Below are 18,061 nucleotides of genomic sequence, written 5' to 3' on the forward strand. Positions count from 1 at the left end.
TCGATACCGGGGCGCATCGAGGGGCAGGCAGGCACGAGGGTCCGAACGGCCCGTCGCAGGTGGGTTGTCCACAGGCGGCGGGCCGTCGTCCTGCCCAGCCGATAGTGTGGGCGCTCGTCCGAGACGCTCCTCCGCCCCCACACGGCGCAGGCGTCCACCGCAGTCCATCGAACCGGGGCCTGTACCTCGATGTCCGTGCACAGCCACACGGCAGCCCGCCAAGACAGCGCTGCCACACCTGAGTTCCCGCGTCATGTCGTGACCGCGGTGATCGTCTCCCACGACGGTGCCCGCTGGCTGCCCGACGCGCTCGCCGGGCTGCTCGGCCAGGAGCGCCCCGTCCAGTCCGTGATGGCCGCCGACACCGGCAGCTCGGACGACTCCGCGCGACTGGTCGCCGAAGCCCTGGGCGACGACCGCGTCCTGCACCTCGCCCGCCGCACCGGCTTCGGCCAGGCCGTCGAGGAGGCCAACCGCACGGCCCCCGTCCTCACCCCCGAGGAACTGCCGTACCTCAAGCGCCCCAGCGGCTGGGACCCCGTCACCCGCACCTGGCGCGACGACGCCTACGACCTGCCGGAGCTCCCGCACGGAGAGCCCGTCCAGTGGCTGTGGCTGCTGCACGACGACAGCGCCCCCGAACCCGACGCGCTGGCCGAACTGCTGCGCGTGGTGGAGAACGAACTCGAACTGGGCCGTGACGACGTGGCCGTCGTCGGCCCCAAACTCCGCGGCTGGTACGACCGCCGCCAGCTCCTCGAGGTCGGCGTCACCATCGCCCACTCCGGCCGCCGCTGGACCGGCCTGGACCGCCGCGAACAGGACCAGGGCCAGCACGACCACGTCCGGTCCGTGCTGTCCGTGTCCACCGCCGGCATGCTGATCCGCCGCGACGTCTTCGAGCAGCTCGGCGGGTTCGACCGCCGACTGCCCCTGATGCGCGACGACGTCGACCTGTGCTGGCGCGCGCAGACCGCCGGCCACCGCGTCCTCATCGCCCCGGAAGCCGTCGTACGGCACGCGGAGGCCGCCTCCCGCGAACGCCGCGCCGTCGACTGCGCAGGCCGCACCACCGCCTCCCCGCACAAGGTCGACAAGGCCGGCGCCGTCTACACCCTCCTCGTCAACAGCCGCACGGCGCTGCTGCCCTGGATCCTGGTCCGCCTGATCCTCGGCACCCTGCTGCGCACCCTCGCCAACCTCGTCGGCAAGGTCCCCGGACAGGCCCTCGACGAGATCCGCGGCCTGCTCAGCACCCTGCTGCGCCCCGAGCGCATCATCGCCGGACGACGCAGGCGCGGGAAACCGGCGGTCGGCAAGGACGAACTGCGCGCCCTGTTCCCGCCGCCCGGCGCGACCGTGCGGGCCACCGTCGAACAGGCCGTCGGCGACTACTTCGGATCCTCCGACCCCGAGGCCGTCTCCGGAGCGGGAAGGCACGGCGGCGCCGTCGAGTCGGGGCCCGGCGGCGACGACGCCGACTTCCTGGAGATCGAGCAGTTCGCACGCCTCAAGCGCATCGCCCGCAAGCCCGGCCCGGTGCTCTTCCTGATCCTGCTGCTCGTCTCCCTCATCGCCTGCCGCAACCTGCTCGGCGGCGGCGCACTCGCGGGCGGCGCCCTGCTGCCCGCCCCGGCCGACGCCTCCGATCTGTGGTCCCGCTACGCGAGCGCCTGGCATCCGGTCGGCGCGGGCGGCACCCCCGCCGCACCGCCCTACCTCGCGATCATCGCGACCCTGGCCACCCTGCTGCTCGGCTCGACCGGCCTCGCCCTCACCCTGCTGCTCGTCTGCTCGGTGCCGCTGGCCGGCTTCACCGCCTACTTCGCCTCCCGCCCGCTCGTCGAGTCACGCCTCCTTCGCGCGTGGGCGGCCGTCGTCTACGCCTTCCTGCCCGCCGCGACCGGCGCCCTCGCCGGCGGCCGCGTCGGCACCGCCGTCCTGGCCGTGCTGCTCCCGCTCATCGCCCGCGCGGGCGCCGCCGCGAGCGGCCTGACGCAACGCTCCGGAGCCCGCGGCAGCTGGCGCGCCACCTGGGCGTACACCCTGCTGCTGACGATCACCACCGCTTTCACCCCGATCGTCTGGCCCATCGCCCTCGTCCTCGGCCTCGCGGTCCTGGCCGTGCGCCGCCGCGACCTCGTCGCCTACGGACCGCGCTTCCTGGCCCAGCTGGGCACCCCCCTGCTGATCCTCGCGCCCTGGTCGCTGACCCTGCTGCCCTTCGGGTTCTTCACCCAGGCCGGCCTCGACTACGGCCCCTCGACCGCCACCGCGCTCGACCTGCTCGGCGCCAGCCCCGGCGGCCCAGGCACCGTCGACGGCCTGATGCTCATCGGCGTCGTGCTCGCCGCACTGGCCGCCCTGCTGCGCTCCGAACGCCACTTCGGCGTCTGGGCGGCCTGGGCCGTCGCCTTGGTGGGCCTCGTCTTCGCGGTGCTGTCCAACAGCTCCACCTGGGCCGGCCCCGCCACCCTCGTCTACGGCATCGCCCTCCTCGCGGCCGCCGTCATCGGTGCCGACGGAGCACGCACACGTGTCGCCGAGCAGAGCTTCGGCTGGCGCCAGCCGGTCGCCGTGCTCATCGCCTTCGCCTCCGCGGCCGGCCCGCTGCTCGTGGCCGCCGGCTGGATGATCGGCGGCGCCGACGGCCCGCTGGAGCGCCGCGACCCGGTCCAGGTGCCCGCGTTCGTCGCCGAGGAGGCGGGCGACCGCGACCAGGCGCGCACCCTCGTCCTCGACAGCGACGCCGCGCACGTCGGCTACATGCTGGTCCGCGGCTCCGGCGCCCGGCTCGGCGACGCCGAACTCGCCGCCGCCGACGGCGAGAACGAACAGCTCGACAAGGTCGTCGCCAACCTCGTCGCCGGCTCCGGCGCCGACCAGGCCGACCAACTCGGCAAGTTCGCCGTGGGATACGTCCTCGTCCACAAGGGCGCGCCCCGCGAGGCCACCCGCGTCCTGGACGCCACCCCCGGCCTGAAGCGGCTCAGCCAGCAGGACGGCAGCGCCCTGTGGCGGGTCGACCAGGAGGTCTCCCGCGCGGCCGTCGTCGCCGACTCCGGCAAGGGCGCGGCGACCCCGGTCGCCGCGGGCCCCGTCGACATCCACACCACCGTCCCCGACGGCTCCGGCAGCCGCGTGCTGCGCCTGGCCGACTCCGCCGCCGACGGCTGGACGGCCACCCTCGACGGCAAGGCCCTCACCCCGACCACCGTCGACGGATGGGCCCAGGGCTTCGAACTGCCCGCCTCCGGAGGCAAGCTGGACGTCACCTACGACGACCCGTTCACCCACACCGCCTGGCTGTGGGCACAGGGGCTGCTCGCCCTCGTCCTCGTCGTCCTGGCCCTCCCGGGCCGCCGCCGTGACGTCGACGACGACCTCCCCGAGGAGGAGCCGATCCCCGCTCAGGCCGTCGACGGCGAGGGCCGCCGCGCCCGCCGCCTGCGCGCCCAGGCCGAAGCCGAGTCCGACTTCGAAGCCGAGTCCGAGTCCGAATCTCTCGCCGATCACCAAGAAACCGGCCGGGACGACGAGTTCACGCACCCCGGGCAGGAGCAGCCCCCCGTCGCGGTACCGCAGCAACAGCCCTACGGCGACTGGGACCAGCCGACCTATGCCGGCGCCGAATACGGCGGCCACCAGGGCGAGCAGTACCAGGGCGAGCAGTACCAAGTCGATCAGTACCAGGGTGCCCAGCAGTACCAGCAGGGCGGCTACGACCAGCAGGCCTACGACCCCTACCAGGCCGGCCAGTACGACCCGTACGCCTACGACGGCCAGGCGCAGCAGGCGTCGTACGACCAGACCTACCAGCAGCAGGGCTACGACCCGTCGGGCTACGGCCAAGGCGGGTACGACCCCGCCTACGACCCGGACCGGCACCCCCGCGGCGCCGACGACGAGCGTCCCGACGGGAGCCAGCAGTGAACCGCACCACCCTGTCCCTGATCGCCGGCACGGCCGCGCTGGCCGCCGTCACCGGGTTCGCCACGCTCAACCAGCCGGACACCCCCGGCGCGGACTCCGCCCAGGCCGCCGCCGAACTGCCCGTGGAGCGCACGAGCCTGCTCTGTCCCTCGCCCAGCACCTCCGACCTCGCCGAGACGTCCTACACGTCCTTCACGCCGGTCACCAAGGGCACAGGCGCCGACGGCAAGGCCGAACTCGCCCCCGCCGTCGAGGAGTCGGCGGACCCTGCGAGCGGCAAGACGGACGGCAAGACGGACGGCAAGACGGACGGCAAGACGGACGGAAAGGCGAGCGGCAAGACAGACGGCAAGACAGACGGAAAGGCGGACGGCAAGAAGAAGGCGGCCGCGAAGCCCGCCCTCACCCCCAAGGCGCCCGGCGCGCCGGCCGTCGGCGCCACCACGGGTGGCGACGCGCCCGCGCTCGTGGGCACCGCCGAGGGCAGGTTCGCGCCCGGCTGGACCGTTCAGGAGACCACGGAGGTCCCCGCAGGCAGCGGCCGCGGCCTGCAGGGTCTCGCCTGCTCCGCGCCCGACACGGAGTTCTGGTTCCCGGGCGTCAGCACCGCCGCCGCCCGCACGGACTACGTCCACCTCACCAACCCCGACGACTCCGCCGCCGTCGTCGACATCGAGCTCTACGGCAAGGACGGCGCCCTCGCGACCACGGTGGGGGAGGGCCTCACCGTTCCCGCGCACTCCAGTGAGCCGATCCTGCTCTCCACGCTCACCGGCGAGAAGCAGGACGACCTCACCCTCCACGTCAACGTCCGCAGCGGCCGCCTCGGGGCCGCCGTGCAGGCCCTGGACGAGAAGCTCGGCGGAGACTGGCTGGCCGCCGCCACCGACCCGGCGCCCACCCAGGTCATCCCGGGCATCCCCAAGGACGCCACGGCCGTCCGCCTCGTCGCCTACGCCCCGGGTGACGCGGACGCGGACCTCAAAATCCAACTCGCCTCTCCCTCGGGCCTGATCACCCCGGCCGGGCACGAGACGCTGCACGTCAAGGCGGGCAGGACGATCTCGGTCGACCTGGGCGACGTCACGCGCGGGGAGGCAGGATCCCTGGTCCTGACCCCCACGGACCGGTCGGTCCCGGTCGTCGCCGCCGTACGGGTCCTGCGCGGCAAGGGCGCCGACCAGGAGTCCGCGTTCATCCCCGCCACCGCGCCGGTCGGCACGCGCGCGTCCGCCGCGGGCAACAGCGCCAAGGGCGCCATCCTCTCCCTGACCGCCCCCAAGAGCGCCGCCCAGGTCAAGGTCACCGCGTCGGCGGGCAGCGGCGGCGGCACGGCCGTCTCCAAGACGTACACGATCCGGGCCGGCACCACCCAGGACGTAGAACTCCCCGTCCCCACCGGCCTGAAGGGCAGCTACGCCCTGACCGTGGAAACCCTCACGGCCGCCCCCGTCTACGCCTCCCGCACCCTGACGTCCACCCAGGAAGGCGTCCCGGGCTTCACCGTCCAGACCCTGCCGGACGACCGCGGGACCGTGTCCGTGCCGCAGGCCGACGAGGACGTCGCGGTGCTGCAGAAATAGCCCGAAAGGACCGACGAGGCCCCCGAACGGGCGGCGCGCGGGGGCGGTGCTCAGTGCGGGGGCGGTGCTCAGTCCTCGCCGTACCGCGGATCCACCGTCTCCGGAGTCAGCCCCAGCAGCTCCGCGACCTGCTCGACGACCACCTCGTGCACCAGTGCGGCGCGCTCGTCGCGCCCCTTGGTACGGATCTCGACCGGCCGCCGGTAGACGACGACCCGGGCCCGCCGGCCCTCGCGCGCGGGGATCGTGCCGCCCAACGGGACCGCCTCGTCGTTCCACGGCTCCGGGGCCGCGTCCAGCCGCGGCACCTCCAGCACCATGAAGTCCATGTCGGCGAGCTGCGGCCACCGCCGCTCCAAGCGCTCCACGGAGTCCTGCACGAGATCCGCGAACACGTCGGCGCGGCTGGCCGCCAGCGGCACCTGCGGCGGGGCGATCGGCCCCCGCATGCCCCGACCGTGGCGATCACGACGACGGGGACCTGGGCCTGCGGCGGGGGGCGGTACGGGACTGTCCATCACTACTGAAGCGTAGTCCCCGCCGCTCACCGGCGCTGGGCCCCACACGCCTTCCCGGCCAGGCACGGGCCATCGCTCACTCCATGTCGCGGGACGGCCGTTCCGGCCATGACCGGGCTCGATTCCGCATCTCTCCGAGACCGGCCGACTCGTGGCAATTGGCACCCTTTGTACTCGGCGATGACCGTGCCCCGGCGGTCACTTCCGCTCAAGGACTGGTGTTCGCGCAGGTCAGCGGGGTATGACTGGAGTGGCCCGTGGGGCGTTTCACAACACGACACGGTGGAGTGACCTGGTGGAGAGTCGTCGCGGCCCGCTCAAGAGTGCGGTACCGTCCAACGTCGTGAGCCCTGTACGTCGCTGTTCGCGCACCGCCTGCGGCCGACCCGCCGTCGCGACGCTGACGTACGTCTACGCCGACTCGACCGCGGTCCTCGGCCCGCTCGCCACCTACGCCGAACCCCACTGCTACGACCTGTGCGCCGAGCACTCCGAACGCCTCACCGCCCCGCGCGGCTGGGAGGTCGTCCGGCTCCTCGACGGGTCGACGCCCGCCCGCCCCAGCGGCGACGACCTGGAAGCGCTTGCCAACGCCGTCCGTGAGGCGGCCCGCCCGCGGGAACGCGCGGCCGGAGCAGGCGGCCCCGGTCGCGGAGCGGACCCGATGGAGGTCGCCCGGCGCGGCCACCTGCGGGTGCTGCGCTCACCGGACAACTGAGTCCGCTCCCGGCACTCCCCGTCCTTCGGCGGCTTGCTCCGGTCCTTCCGCGCGTCCGTCCTTCCGCGCGTCCGTCCTTCCGCCCGTCCGCGTCTTCCGTGCGCCCGGGGCTTCGAGGATCGGGATCGAGGAATCGCTTTCTGTCCGATTTGCCCCAAAGAGTGGCGAGTTCCGCTCCTGTCCCGCGAACCGAGCGCCGCCGAGGCCCGGTTCGCCGCCCTGCCCTCACCCCCTCACCCGCGCCTCCCTCCTCGCCGGCCCACCTGCGCCCCCGCAACACCCGGCATCGGATGTCACTTTGAGGGGACCTCAGGGCCTGCCTCCCCCGCCCGCACGCGCGCGTGCCCGACGGCCCCGGCCCGGCGGCCCTTGACGCCTCGCGCGGCCGGCGGGACCGCGTCTGCGCGTCCCCCGGGCGGCCCGACCACGGACGGCGAACCGGCCCGGGTAGTTTGTGGTGACCTACAGGACTTCAGGAAGGGCGGCCGTGGCTGCTGATCTGTCACAGATCGTGAAGGCGTACGACGTACGCGGAGTGGTCCCGGACCAGTGGGACGAGTCGCTGGCCGAACTCTTCGGGGCGGCCTTCGCCCGGGTGACCGGCGCCGAGGCGATCGTCGTCGGTCACGACATGCGCCCCTCCTCGCCGGGCCTCAGCGGCGCCTTCGCACGCGGCGCCGCGGCGCTCGGCGTGCACGTCACCCAGATCGGCCTGTGCTCCACGGACCAGCTGTACTACGCGTCGGGCGCGCTGAACCTGCCCGGAGCGATGTTCACCGCCTCGCACAACCCGGCCCGGTACAACGGCATCAAGCTGTGCCGGGCCGGCGCCGCCCCGGTCGGCCAGGACACCGGCCTGACCCAGATCCGCGAACTGGTCGAGAAGTGGACGGAGACGGGCGCACCCGAATCCGCACCCGAGCGGGGAACGATCTCCGAGGCCGACACGTTGAAGGACTACGCGGCACACCTGCGCGCACTCGTCGACCTGACCTCGATCCGCCCTCTGAAGGTCGTGGTCGACGCGGGCAACGGCATGGGCGGCCACACCGTCCCCACGGTCCTCGAAGGCCTTCCCCTGTCCGTCGTCCCCCTGTACTTCGAACTGGACGGCACCTTCCCCCACCACGAGGCCAACCCGCTGGACCCGGCGAACCTCGTCGACCTCCAGAAGCGGGTCCGCGAAGAGGACGCCGACCTGGGCCTCGCCTTCGACGGCGACGCGGACCGCTGCTTCGTCGTCGACGAGCGGGGCGAGCCGGTCTCCCCGTCCGCGATCACGGCCCTGGTGGCCGTCCGCGAGCTCGCACGCAACGGCGGCCGGGGCACCGTCATCCACAACCTGATCACCTCCCGGACCGTTCCCGAGGTCGTCGTCGAGCAGGGCGGCACCCCCGTCCGCACCCGCGTGGGCCACTCCTTCATCAAGGCCGAGATGGCCCGCTCCGGCGCGATCTTCGGCGGCGAGCACTCCGCGCACTACTACTTCAAGGACTTCTGGAACGCCGACACGGGCATGCTCGCCGCCCTCCACGTCCTGGCGGCCCTCGGCGGGCAGGACGGCCCCCTGTCCCGCCTCGTCGCCGAGTACGACCGCTACAGCGGTTCGGGCGAGATCAACTCCACGGTCGCCGACCAGGCGGGCCGCATCGCCGCGATCAAGGCGGCGTTCGGCGACCGCGACGACGTCACCCTGGACGAACTCGACGGGCTGACCGTCTCGTCCGCCGACTGGTGGTTCAACGTCCGCCCCTCCAACACCGAACCCCTCCTGCGCCTCAACGCGGAAGCCCGGGACGAGCCGACGATGACCAGGATCCGGGACGAGGCCCTGGCGATCATCAGAGCCTGAGCGCCCCGAGCGCCCGGCCCCGAGGGACAGAGCGCCCAGCCGGGTGGCCCGCCCGAGTGCCCCGGGCACCCGGCCCGGAGACGGCGTCCGAGCAACCCGCGGCCGAGTCGCCAGGAGTACGAACGGCCCGCGCCGAGCCCGGGGTGACCGGTGGGCACGAACCCCACGACGGTCACCGGGCCCGGCACCCGCCGACCCCGGGTGACCGGTCGGGGCACCCGGTCCCACCGCCTCTCGCCGACCCCGGGTGGGCGGTCGCGCCGCCTCCCGCCCGGCTCGTCGCCCTCGGCCGCGCCGCGTCCGGCCCAGCTCGTCCCGCCCGGCCCCGCCGCATCCCGCCCGACTCCCCCCGCCCCAGCCTCACCGGCGGTACCCTGACCAGGCACTACCACGCACCCCCGCACCACCCCGCAACACAGCCCGGACGCACACCGACCCACCCCGAAGGGACACCTCATGCCGCTCGAAGCCGGCCTCCTGGAGATCCTCGCCTGCCCCGCCTGCCACGCCCCCCTCAAGGAGCAGGACACAGAGCTGATCTGCACGGGACAGGACTGCGGCCTGGCGTACCCCGTCCGCGACGGCATCCCCGTCCTCCTCGTCGACGAGGCCCGCCACCCCGCGTGACCCCGCGCCGCCCCCTCCACCCGCGGCCGCCGCCCCACCCCCCCGGCATCAGCCCCGGGCGCCCCGCCCCACCGGCGCGCGCCCACCCGATGCCCAGCCCCACCGCCAAGCACCGACCTCACCCGGGCGATCACGCACCGCAGGGAGCAGCAGGAACGGCCCCACAGGGCCCCGCCGAACCCCGCAGCCTCCCCGCGCGCACCCCACCCCCGGCCCCGCACACCGACGACGCCCCCCCGGGCGATCGGAGACTGCCGCCATGCTCGACGACTCGCTGCTCGACACGCCGGAGGCCCTCGCCGAGGCCGACCAACGAGCACTCCTGCGCGGCGCGGCCGAAGCCGGCGCCCGCGTCCGCACCGCCGCCCGGCACGCGACCGAGGCCGGCGTCCGCGACCTCAAGCCGGACGGCCGCCCCCGCGCCATCCTCATCGCCGGCCCCGGTGCCGCAGCCGTCAGCGTCGCCGACCTCCTCGGCACCCTCGCCGGCGCCGCCTGCCCCGTCGTCCGCCTGTCACCCACCGGGGTCGCCCCCGCGGCGGGCGCCCTGCGCTGGGAACTCCCGGGCTGGGCCGGATCCGTCGACCTCCTCCTGATCGCCACCCCCGACGGCAGCGAACCCGGCCTCGCCCTCCTCGCCGAGCAGGCCTACCGCCACGGCTGCACCGTCGTCGCCGTCGCTCCCGCGAGCACCCCCCTGGCCGAAGCGGCCACCACGGGCCACAGCCTGTTCGTCCCCCTCGCTACCGCGCCCTACGAACAGGACGAGCAGCCTCCCGTCGCCGCCTCCGCCCCCGGCGTCCTGTGGGCCCTGCTGACCCCGCTGCTGGCCCTCCTGGACCGCATCGCCCTGATCTCCGCGCCGCCCGAGGCGCTCGAGGCGGTAGCCGACCGGCTCGACCAGGTCGCCGAACGCTGCGGCCCCGCCGTCGCGACCTACAGCAACCCGGCCAAGACCCTGGCCGGCGAGCTCGCCGACGCCCTCCCCGTGATCTGGACCGAGGGCACCTCCGCCGGTCCCGCCGGCCGCCGCTTCGCCGCCGCCCTCGCCGAACTCGCGGGCCGCCCCGCCCTCGTCGCCGAACTCCCCGAAGCCCTCGCCGAACACAGCGCCCTGCTCGCAGGCCCCCTCGCCGCCGGCGCCGACCCGGACGACTTCTTCCGCGACCGCGTCGAGGAAGCCCCCGCCCTGCACGCGCGCGTGGTGCTGCTGCGCGACCGTCCCATCGGCGGCTTCACCGCCGCCCCCGCCGCCCGCGACCTCGCCCTCGGCCACGACACACCGATCAGCGAACTCGAACCCGAGGAGGGCGACGAACTCGTCACCCTCGCCGAGCTGATCGCCACCACGGACTTCGCCGCCGTCTACCTGGCGCTCGCCTCAGGGTCCTGAATCCGCCCCCATCTCCACCCCCGGCCCGCCACGGCCGGACGCCCGACGACCGACACCCGGGGCAGGCAGCGACACCCAGGGCAGGCAGAGAGAACAGCATGGACCGCCTCGACAACACCGTCCGCCCCTACGCCTGGGGTTCCCCCACCGCGATCCCGCACCTGCTCGGCACCCGGCCGACCGGCGAGCCGCAGGCCGAGATGTGGATGGGCGCCCACCCGGGCGCACCCTCACGCACCGGCCGGGGCACCCTCGCCGAGGTGATCGCCGCAGACCCGGCACGCGAACTCGGCGCACGCAGCGTCGCCAGGTTCGGTCCCCGTCTGCCCTTCCTCCTCAAACTCCTCGCCGCCGGAGCCCCCCTCTCCCTCCAGGTCCACCCCGACCGCACCCAGGCCGAGCAGGGCTTCGCGGACGAAGAACACCGCGGCATCCCCGTCGACGCCCCGCAACGCAACTACAAGGACGCCAACCACAAGCCCGAACTCATCTGCGCCCTCACCGAGTTCGACGGACTCTGCGGCTTCCGTCCCCCCTCACGGGCCGCCGACCTCATCGACGGCCTCGGCGTCGACTCCCTCAAGCCCTACGTCGACCTCCTGCACGCCCACCCCGAGGACGCCGCCCTGCGCGAGGTCCTCACGGCGATCCTCACCGCCGACCGCGAGGAGACGGCCCACACCGTCGCCGAAGCCGCCGCCGCATGCGACCGCCTGGGCGGAGACCATGCCCCCTACGCCGGCATCGCCCACCACTACCCCGGCGACCCCGGCGTCATCGCCGCCATGCTGCTCAACCACGTCCGGCTCCAGCCCGGCGAAGCCCTGTTCCTCGGCGCCGGCATCCCGCACGCCTACCTCAGCGGCCTCGGCGTCGAGATCATGGCCAACTCCGACAACGTGCTGCGCTGCGGCCTCACCCCCAAACACGTCGACGTCCCCGAACTGCTGCGCGTCGTCCGCTTCGAACCCGGCGACCCCGGCATCCTGCGCCCCGAGGCCGCACCCGACGGCGAAGAGGTCTACGAGACCCCCATCGACGAGTTCCGCCTGTCCCGCCACGTCCTGCCGGAAGGCGGCGCCGCGCACGACCTCACCCGCGACACCCCGCAGATCCTGCTCTGCACGGCCGGGACCGTACGGGCGGGCGAACACCGGCTCACCCCCGGTCAGTCGGTGTTCGTGCCCGCCTCGGAGAAGGCCGAGGCGTCCGGCGCAGGCACCCTCTTCCGCGCCACGGTGATTGTCTGACCGCGCTTGTGGATACCTGAACAGCCGACGCCGGAGCGGGCTGCAACAATGGCCCGCCGGCAAAGGACGGGCAAAGGCCTGAACGGCGAACCACACATAGGTACGAAGGCGAAGGGACAACGCGAACACATGAGCGCGTCAGGCGGCAGTAGGGCGATCGTGGCGGCACTCGGCGCCAACCTCGCGATCGCGGCATCGAAGTTCGTGGCGTTCGCGTTCAGCGGCTCGTCCTCCATGCTCGCCGAAGGCGTGCACTCCCTCGCCGACTCCGGAAACCAGGCCCTGCTCCTCATCGGCGGCAAGAAGGCCCAGCACGAGGCGACCCCCCAACACCCCTTCGGCTACGGCCGCGAGCGCTACATCTACGCCTTCCTCGTCTCCATCGTCCTCTTCTCCGTCGGCGGCATGTTCGCCATCTACGAGGGCTACGAGAAGATCAAGCACCCGCACGAGATCGAACACTGGTACTGGCCGGTGGGCGTGCTCGTCTTCGCGATCATCGCCGAGGGCTTCTCCTTCCGCACGGCCATCAAGGAGTCCAACGAACTGCGCGGCACGCTCTCCTGGTCGCAGTTCATCCGCCGGGCGAAGGCCCCCGAACTGCCCGTCGTCCTCCTGGAGGACTTCGGCGCGCTGATCGGCCTCGTCCTCGCCCTCGGCGGCGTCGGCGTGGCCCTCCTCACCGGCGACGGCACCTGGGACGGCATCGGCACCGTCTGCATCGGCGTGCTCCTCGTCCTCATCGCCCTCGTCCTCGCCGGCGAGACCAAGTCCCTGCTCCTCGGAGAGTCCGCCGGCCTGGAAGACGTCCAGAAGATCGAGGCCGCGGTCGTCGACGGGCACACCGTCACCGGCGTCATCCACATGCGTACCCTCCACCTCGGCCCGGAGGAACTCCTGGTCGCCGCCAAGATCGCCGTCCAGCACGACGAAACTGCGGCCCAGGTCGCCACCGCCATCAACGCCGCCGAAGCCCGCATCCGCGCCGCCGTCCCCATCGCCCGCGTGATCTACCTGGAACCGGACATCTACAGCGAGGCCGAGGCCGCCAAGGGCCCCGACCGCGAGGCCACCCCGGGCGGCCCCGCCCCGCACGCCACCGAGCACTGAGCACGCCCCCGCACCACCCGACAGGGCTCGCCGCACGCCGACGGCCGGCCCTGTCGCCGATCTCGGCCGGCCACGATCGGCGCGATCGGCGCGGTCCGACCGGACGCGGACTGGGGCCGCCCGCGCCCGCGGTGTAGCTTGGAACGGAGCCAGACGTCGCTGCTGATGGCGGTCGGGCGGTCCCGAGCGGACCGGCCGAGGGAGAGAGGGCCTCCGACGGACTGCGCTGCGCGCACACGGGCATGCCCGTGCCCTTCGGGGCACACCTGTGTCCGCCGGCGCGCAGACCAGCCGTATCCACCCTCTCGAACACCCCGAGGAGCAGCTCACCATGACGACTGTCGACAACCGACAGGACTTCAAGGTCGCCGATCTCTCCCTGGCCGCCTTCGGCCGCAAGGAGATCACTCTCGCCGAGCACGAGATGCCGGGCCTGATGGCGATCCGCCGGGAGTACGCGCAGGCGCAGCCGCTGGCCGGCGCCCGCGTCACCGGTTCTCTCCACATGACGGTGCAGACCGCCGTGCTGATCGAGACCTTGGTCGCCCTGGGCGCCCGAGTGCGCTGGGCGTCCTGCAACATCTTCTCCACCCAGGACCACGCGGCCGCCGCCATCGCCGTCGGCCCGAACGGCACTCCCGACGACCCGCAGGGCGTCCCCGTCTTCGCCTGGAAGGGCGAGACGCTGGAGGAGTACTGGTGGTGCACCGAGCAGGCGCTGACCTGGCCGGACAGCCCCACCGGCGGCCCGAACATGATCCTCGACGACGGCGGTGACGCCACCCTCCTCGTCCACAAGGGCGTCGAGTACGAGAAGGACGGCAAGGTCCCCTCCGTCGACACCGCCGAGAACGACGAGCACCGCGTCATCCTCGAACTGCTCAACCGCACCATCTCCGACGGCTCCCAGAAGTGGACCCAGCTCGCCTCCGAGATCCGCGGCGTGACCGAGGAGACCACCACCGGCGTGCACCGCCTGTACGAGATGCAGCGCGACGGCGTCCTCCTCTTCCCGGCGATCAACGTCAACGACGCGGTCACCAAGTCGAAGTTCGACAACAAGTACGGCTGCCGCCACTCCCTCATCGACGGCATCAACCGCGCCACCGACGTCCTCATCGGCGGCAAGACCGCCGTCGTCTGCGGCTACGGCGACGTCGGCAAGGGCTGCGCCGAGTCCCTGCGCGGCCAGGGCGCCCGCGTGATCGTCACCGAGATCGACCCGATCTGCGCCCTGCAGGCGGCGATGGACGGCTACCAGGTCACGACCCTCGACGAGGTCATCGACAAGGCCGACATCTTCATCACCACGACCGGCAACAAGGACATCATCATGGCCTCGGACATGGCCAAGATGAAGCACCAGGCCATCGTCGGCAACATCGGCCACTTCGACAACGAGATCGACATGGCCGGCCTCGCGAAGATCCCCGGCATCGTCAAGGACGAGGTCAAGCCGCAGGTCCACACGTGGAAGTTCCCCGACGGCAAGGTGATCATCGTCCTGTCCGAGGGCCGCCTGCTGAACCTGGGCAACGCCACGGGCCACCCGTCGTTCGTGATGTCCAACTCCTTCGCGGACCAGACCCTGGCCCAGATCGAGCTGTTCACCAAGCCCGACGAGTACCCGACCGGCGTCTACACGCTGCCCAAGCACCTGGACGAGAAGGTCGCCCGCCTCCACCTCGACGCCCTCGGCGTCAAGCTGACCACCCTGCGCCCCGAGCAGGCGGCGTACATCGGCGTCGAGGTCGACGGACCCTACAAGTCGGACCACTACCGCTACTGAGTCCGCAGCCCACCCGCTGAGGGCGCCGTCCGCGCAATGACGGCGCCCCCGGCACCGGGCAGACCCTCACAGGTCCTCCGAGGCAGGCCCCCGCACCCCCGTGACGGGGGCCTGCCCCTTCGGTCCACGGCCGGAACCGGCCGTCAGCCCGCCAGACCCGTCCACCGAAACGACGGACCGGACCAGCCGGCCCGTCACACACCAGGACCCCGATGCCCCGCGGCCGCTATTCGCTCCACGATCCGCACGATCACACCCCTCTCGCACACGAGCACTTCCACTGCGCCCCCGGCCCCTCCGGCTGGCGCTACGTCTCCCAGCTGACCACGCCCACCGGCGAGCACACCGGCTCCGTCGACCTCACCCTCGACGACCTCGGCCGCCCCCTGCGTCTCGAGCTCCATGCCGGCAGCAGGCAGGTACGCGGCGCAGCCCTGGACGGCGTCACCTGGGTCCGCACCGACCCCACCGGCGTCGACGCCACAGAAGGCAACGTCCCCGCCCACGCCTTCACCGGCACGTCCCCCGCCTTCCTCGTCGCGACCACCCGGCTCCTGCGCCTCACCCCCTCCTCCTCGGCCACCCGCGTCCGACTCGTCGCCTTCACGGACCCGTTCCTCGCCCCGCGCACCGTCGACCAGTCCTGGGCCTTGCTGGGAAGAGAAGCACACGCCACTGACAACGGCCCCCTGACCGTGGACGAATACCAGGTCACAGCCCTGGACACCGGCGAACAGCACACCGTGCACATCGCCGGCGACGTGGTCCTCGCGGCCCCCGGCGTCGAGCTGGAAGACCTGGAGACACCCCCGTCCGCATTCGCCTGACCCAGCCCCCGGACAGGCGGACTACGCAGGCGGCACGAAGCCGGTGCCTGGGGCCCGATCACCGGCATCCCGCACCGGAGCAGCCTCGGACGGCACGGGCGACGCGGAGACCGCCGGGACTGCGTACGACGACGGGGACGGGGACGGTGGCGGGGGCGGTGAGCCGTACGGACTCGGCGGCCCCCAGGCCGTCGGCGGCCGGTACGGGTCCGGCTGACCGGAGGAGCCGCCTGCGAAGGCCCTCCTCGCCTCCCGGACCTGCCGCTCCTGCACCACCGCCGCCAGAAACGCGGCCGGCGGCGCCCCCTGCGGGACCGGAGCCCCCGTACGGGCCGCGAGATCATCCGCCAGCCGCTGCGCCATCGACCAGCCGACCTGCGGATCCAGCTGATGCATGCGTCCCAGGTACTGGCGCACCGCCAGCCACAGTCCGTCCGGCACCGAGGACAGGTCGAGCTCCTGAAAACGCCCCGCCAACCAGGGCGGAGGCGGCGGCACGAAACCGGACCGCACCGCCGGAACCCGCTCACGCACCACCAGCGTCCCGGCGAAGACATCGCCGAGCCGTCGCCCCCGCGCCGACACGAGCGAGGCGATACAGGCCACCACCCCGATCGTCAGCAGGATCTCCACCACACCGATGGCACCCCGCACCAGCGCGTGCCGGAACCGGATCGGCCCGCCGTCGTCCCGCACCACCCGCAGCCCGCACGCGGCCTTGCCGAGCGAGCGACCCTGGCTCAGCGTTTCCACGGCGATCGGACCGCCCACCAGGACCAACAGGAACGCGGCGATCGACAGGGCGATCTGCGCGGCCTCGTCCAAAGAGGCCGTCGCAGCCAGCAACGCGACACTCACGACGAGATAGACCACGAAAGCCACGACCAGGTCCAGCAAGATCGCCAACGCCCGGCTGGGCAGCCTGGCAGGCCGCAGCTCCAACGCCACCGCCTCACCCGTCACCAGCTCATTCACGCCCGTCGTCCCTTCCCCGGCCTGCCCCGTGAACCGCCAGTCTGCCAAGCTGAACGCACATCGCGCCGCAGTAGGACAAGCTGACCTCGTCACCGGCCGCTGAAGAACAGCCGAGGAGCAGGCACACCGATGGACCTCGACGTCTTCGTCTCCGCCCACCGAGCGGAATGGGAACGCCTCGACGCGCTCCTGCGCCGTCGGCGCCATCTCACCGGCGCGGAGACCGACGAACTCGTCACCCTCTACCAGCGCGCCGCCACCCACCTCTCCCTCATCCAGTCCAGCGTTCCCGACCCCCAGCTCACCGGCCGGCTCACCCAACTCGTGGCACGCGCGCGCAGCGCGGTGACGGGAACCCGTCGTGCCTCCTGGCGCGATGTGACGCGCTTCCTCGGGCAGGGCTTTCCGGCCGCGGTCTACCGCTCACGCCACTGGTGGGTGCCGACCGCGCTGCTCTCCACCGCCGTCGCCGTCCTCCTCGGGTGGTGGGTCGGAACCCACCCGGAGGTCCAGTCCTCCATAGCGGCCCCCGGCGAACTGCGCGAGCTCACCAGGCCCGGCGGCCTCTACGAGACGTACTACTCGAGCCACCAGGCAGCGGCATTCGCCGCCCAGGTCTGGACGAACAACGCCCAAGCCGCGGCGATGTGTCTCGTCCTGGGCGTCTTCCTGGGCCTCCCGGTCCTCTGGATCCTCTTCCAGAACATGCTCAACCTCGGCATCGGCGGCGGCCTCATGTCCTCCGCGGGCCGGCTCGACACCTTCCTCGGCCTCGTCCTGCCGCACGGCCTTCTCGAGCTGACCGCGGTCTTCGTCGCGGCCGGCACCGGACTTTGCCTGGGCTGGACCGTGATCGACCCAGGCCCCCGCACCCGGCGCGACGCCCTGGCCGAAGAGGGCCGAGCCGCCGTCGGCATGGCGATCGGACTCGCCCTGGTCCTCTTCGTCTCCGGAGCCATCGAAGGATTCGTCACCCCGTCGGGCCTGCCCACCTGGGCCCGCATCACCATCGGAGTCACCGCCGAACTCGGCTTCCTCGCCTACGTCTACGTCCTCGGCGGCAGGGCCGCCCGCGCCGGCGACACCGGCGACGTCGAGGCTGCCGAGCGCAGCGCCACGGTCCCGACAGCTGCCTGATGTGCGACCGGCCTCGATGAACTGCTAGTCTCCTCCTCGCCCCACAAAAGCCGTTGACACGGAGCGCGTGGGGAGGTAGATTCGAACAGTTGCCTGGAACTGGACAGAGTCCGGTCGGCAGCAGGTAGTATCTAGTCGGCCTCTCGAATCGCAGATTCCATCGAGGCCCCCCGATAAGTCGGAAAGCGAATGGCCGGTCAAAACGGCCTGGGACTTCTGATAAAGTCGGAACCGCCGGAAAGGGAAACCGCAAAGCAAAAGCGGGAACCTGGAAAGCACCGAGGAAATCGGATCGGAAAAAGATCTGATAGAGTCGGAAACGCAAGACAGCAAGACCGAAGGGAAGCGC

At 72.6% G+C, this 18,061-nt stretch carries 13 protein-coding genes; 11 read left to right on the forward strand and 2 right to left on the reverse strand.

Going from position 1 to position 18,061, the window contains the following annotated elements; genetic code table 11:
* Positions 1–189: 189 nt before the first annotated feature.
* Both IE239_RS14590 and IE239_RS14595 read left to right on the forward strand, forming a co-directional pair.
* On the forward strand, positions 190–3,933 hold the full coding sequence (locus tag IE239_RS14590; RefSeq protein ID WP_190149707.1) for a glycosyltransferase: 3,744 nt from the start codon (positions 190–192) through the stop codon (positions 3,931–3,933).
* Positions 3,930–5,516: a DUF5719 family protein gene (locus tag IE239_RS14595; RefSeq protein WP_190149708.1), complete on the forward strand. Its 1,587-nt coding sequence runs from the start codon at positions 3,930–3,932 to the stop codon at positions 5,514–5,516. The genes IE239_RS14590 and IE239_RS14595 overlap by 4 nt, the downstream gene beginning before the upstream one ends.
* A 68-nt stretch (positions 5,517–5,584) precedes the next feature.
* Here IE239_RS14595 and IE239_RS14600 read toward each other — a convergent pair whose 3' ends face one another.
* Positions 5,585–5,965: a metallopeptidase family protein gene (locus tag IE239_RS14600; protein WP_190149709.1), complete on the reverse strand. Its 381-nt coding sequence runs from the start codon at positions 5,963–5,965 to the stop codon at positions 5,585–5,587.
* Between the two features lie 364 nt (positions 5,966–6,329).
* Between IE239_RS14600 and IE239_RS14605 the strand changes: the two genes are divergently transcribed.
* The 8 genes from IE239_RS14605 to IE239_RS14640 all read left to right on the forward strand — a co-directional run bounded on the left by IE239_RS14605 (position 6,330) and on the right by IE239_RS14640 (position 15,600).
* Positions 6,330–6,752 (forward strand): DUF3499 domain-containing protein, encoded by a 423-nt coding sequence (locus tag IE239_RS14605; RefSeq protein WP_190149710.1) that lies wholly within the window; start codon positions 6,330–6,332, stop codon positions 6,750–6,752.
* Between the two features lie 487 nt (positions 6,753–7,239).
* Entirely contained in the window at positions 7,240–8,604 is a 1,365-nt protein-coding gene (locus tag IE239_RS14610) for a phosphomannomutase/phosphoglucomutase (protein ID WP_190149711.1), read from the forward strand.
* A 456-nt stretch (positions 8,605–9,060) separates the two neighbouring features.
* Positions 9,061–9,231: a Trm112 family protein gene (locus IE239_RS14615; protein WP_190149712.1), complete on the forward strand. Its 171-nt coding sequence runs from the start codon at positions 9,061–9,063 to the stop codon at positions 9,229–9,231.
* Between the two features lie 259 nt (positions 9,232–9,490).
* The gene (locus tag IE239_RS14620) at positions 9,491–10,624 is read left to right on the forward strand and encodes an SIS domain-containing protein (RefSeq protein ID WP_190149713.1); all 1,134 of its coding nucleotides are present in this window, start codon (positions 9,491–9,493) and stop codon (positions 10,622–10,624) included.
* A 98-nt stretch (positions 10,625–10,722) separates the two neighbouring features.
* Complete coding sequence (manA, locus tag IE239_RS14625) at positions 10,723–11,874, forward strand: mannose-6-phosphate isomerase, class I (RefSeq protein ID WP_190149714.1); 1,152 nt, start codon at positions 10,723–10,725, stop codon at positions 11,872–11,874.
* Positions 11,875–12,003: 129 nt separating this feature from the next.
* Entirely contained in the window at positions 12,004–12,984 is a 981-nt protein-coding gene (locus IE239_RS14630) for a cation diffusion facilitator family transporter (RefSeq protein ID WP_190149715.1), read from the forward strand.
* Between the two features lie 331 nt (positions 12,985–13,315).
* Positions 13,316–14,773 (forward strand): adenosylhomocysteinase, encoded by a 1,458-nt coding sequence (gene ahcY / locus IE239_RS14635; RefSeq protein ID WP_190149716.1) that lies wholly within the window; start codon positions 13,316–13,318, stop codon positions 14,771–14,773.
* Between the two features lie 212 nt (positions 14,774–14,985).
* The gene (locus tag IE239_RS14640) at positions 14,986–15,600 is read left to right on the forward strand and encodes a hypothetical protein (RefSeq protein WP_190149717.1); all 615 of its coding nucleotides are present in this window, start codon (positions 14,986–14,988) and stop codon (positions 15,598–15,600) included.
* A gap of 21 nt (positions 15,601–15,621) precedes the next feature.
* Here the strand turns inward: IE239_RS14640 and IE239_RS14645 are convergent, their stop codons facing one another.
* Positions 15,622–16,575: an RDD family protein gene (locus IE239_RS14645; RefSeq protein ID WP_190149718.1), complete on the reverse strand. Its 954-nt coding sequence runs from the start codon at positions 16,573–16,575 to the stop codon at positions 15,622–15,624.
* Between the two features lie 129 nt (positions 16,576–16,704).
* Between IE239_RS14645 and IE239_RS14650 the strand changes: the two genes are divergently transcribed.
* Complete coding sequence (locus IE239_RS14650) at positions 16,705–17,712, forward strand: stage II sporulation protein M (protein ID WP_190149719.1); 1,008 nt, start codon at positions 16,705–16,707, stop codon at positions 17,710–17,712.
* Positions 17,713–18,061: the final 349 nt, after the last annotated feature.

It is taken from the genome of Streptomyces humidus (genome assembly GCF_014649655.1).
Taxonomy (GTDB): domain Bacteria; phylum Actinomycetota; class Actinomycetes; order Streptomycetales; family Streptomycetaceae; genus Streptomyces; species Streptomyces humidus.

Excerpts from the sequence above, each read along its gene's own strand:
- IE239_RS14590 (WP_190149707.1), top strand. The coding sequence starts at position 190 with ATGTCCGTGCACAGCCACACGGCAGCCCGCCAAGACAGCGCTGCCACA.
- IE239_RS14615 (WP_190149712.1), top strand. The coding sequence starts at position 9,061 with ATGCCGCTCGAAGCCGGCCTCCTGGAGATCCTCGCCTGCCCCGCCTGC.
- IE239_RS14640 (WP_190149717.1), top strand. The coding sequence starts at position 14,986 with ATGCCCCGCGGCCGCTATTCGCTCCACGATCCGCACGATCACACCCCT.
- ahcY (WP_190149716.1), top strand. The coding sequence starts at position 13,316 with ATGACGACTGTCGACAACCGACAGGACTTCAAGGTCGCCGATCTCTCC.
- IE239_RS14620 (WP_190149713.1), top strand. The coding sequence starts at position 9,491 with ATGCTCGACGACTCGCTGCTCGACACGCCGGAGGCCCTCGCCGAGGCC.
- manA (WP_190149714.1), top strand. The coding sequence starts at position 10,723 with ATGGACCGCCTCGACAACACCGTCCGCCCCTACGCCTGGGGTTCCCCC.
- IE239_RS14630 (WP_190149715.1), top strand. The coding sequence starts at position 12,004 with ATGAGCGCGTCAGGCGGCAGTAGGGCGATCGTGGCGGCACTCGGCGCC.
- IE239_RS14600 (WP_190149709.1), bottom strand. The coding sequence starts at position 5,965 with ATGCGGGGGCCGATCGCCCCGCCGCAGGTGCCGCTGGCGGCCAGCCGC.
- IE239_RS14650 (WP_190149719.1), top strand. The coding sequence starts at position 16,705 with ATGGACCTCGACGTCTTCGTCTCCGCCCACCGAGCGGAATGGGAACGC.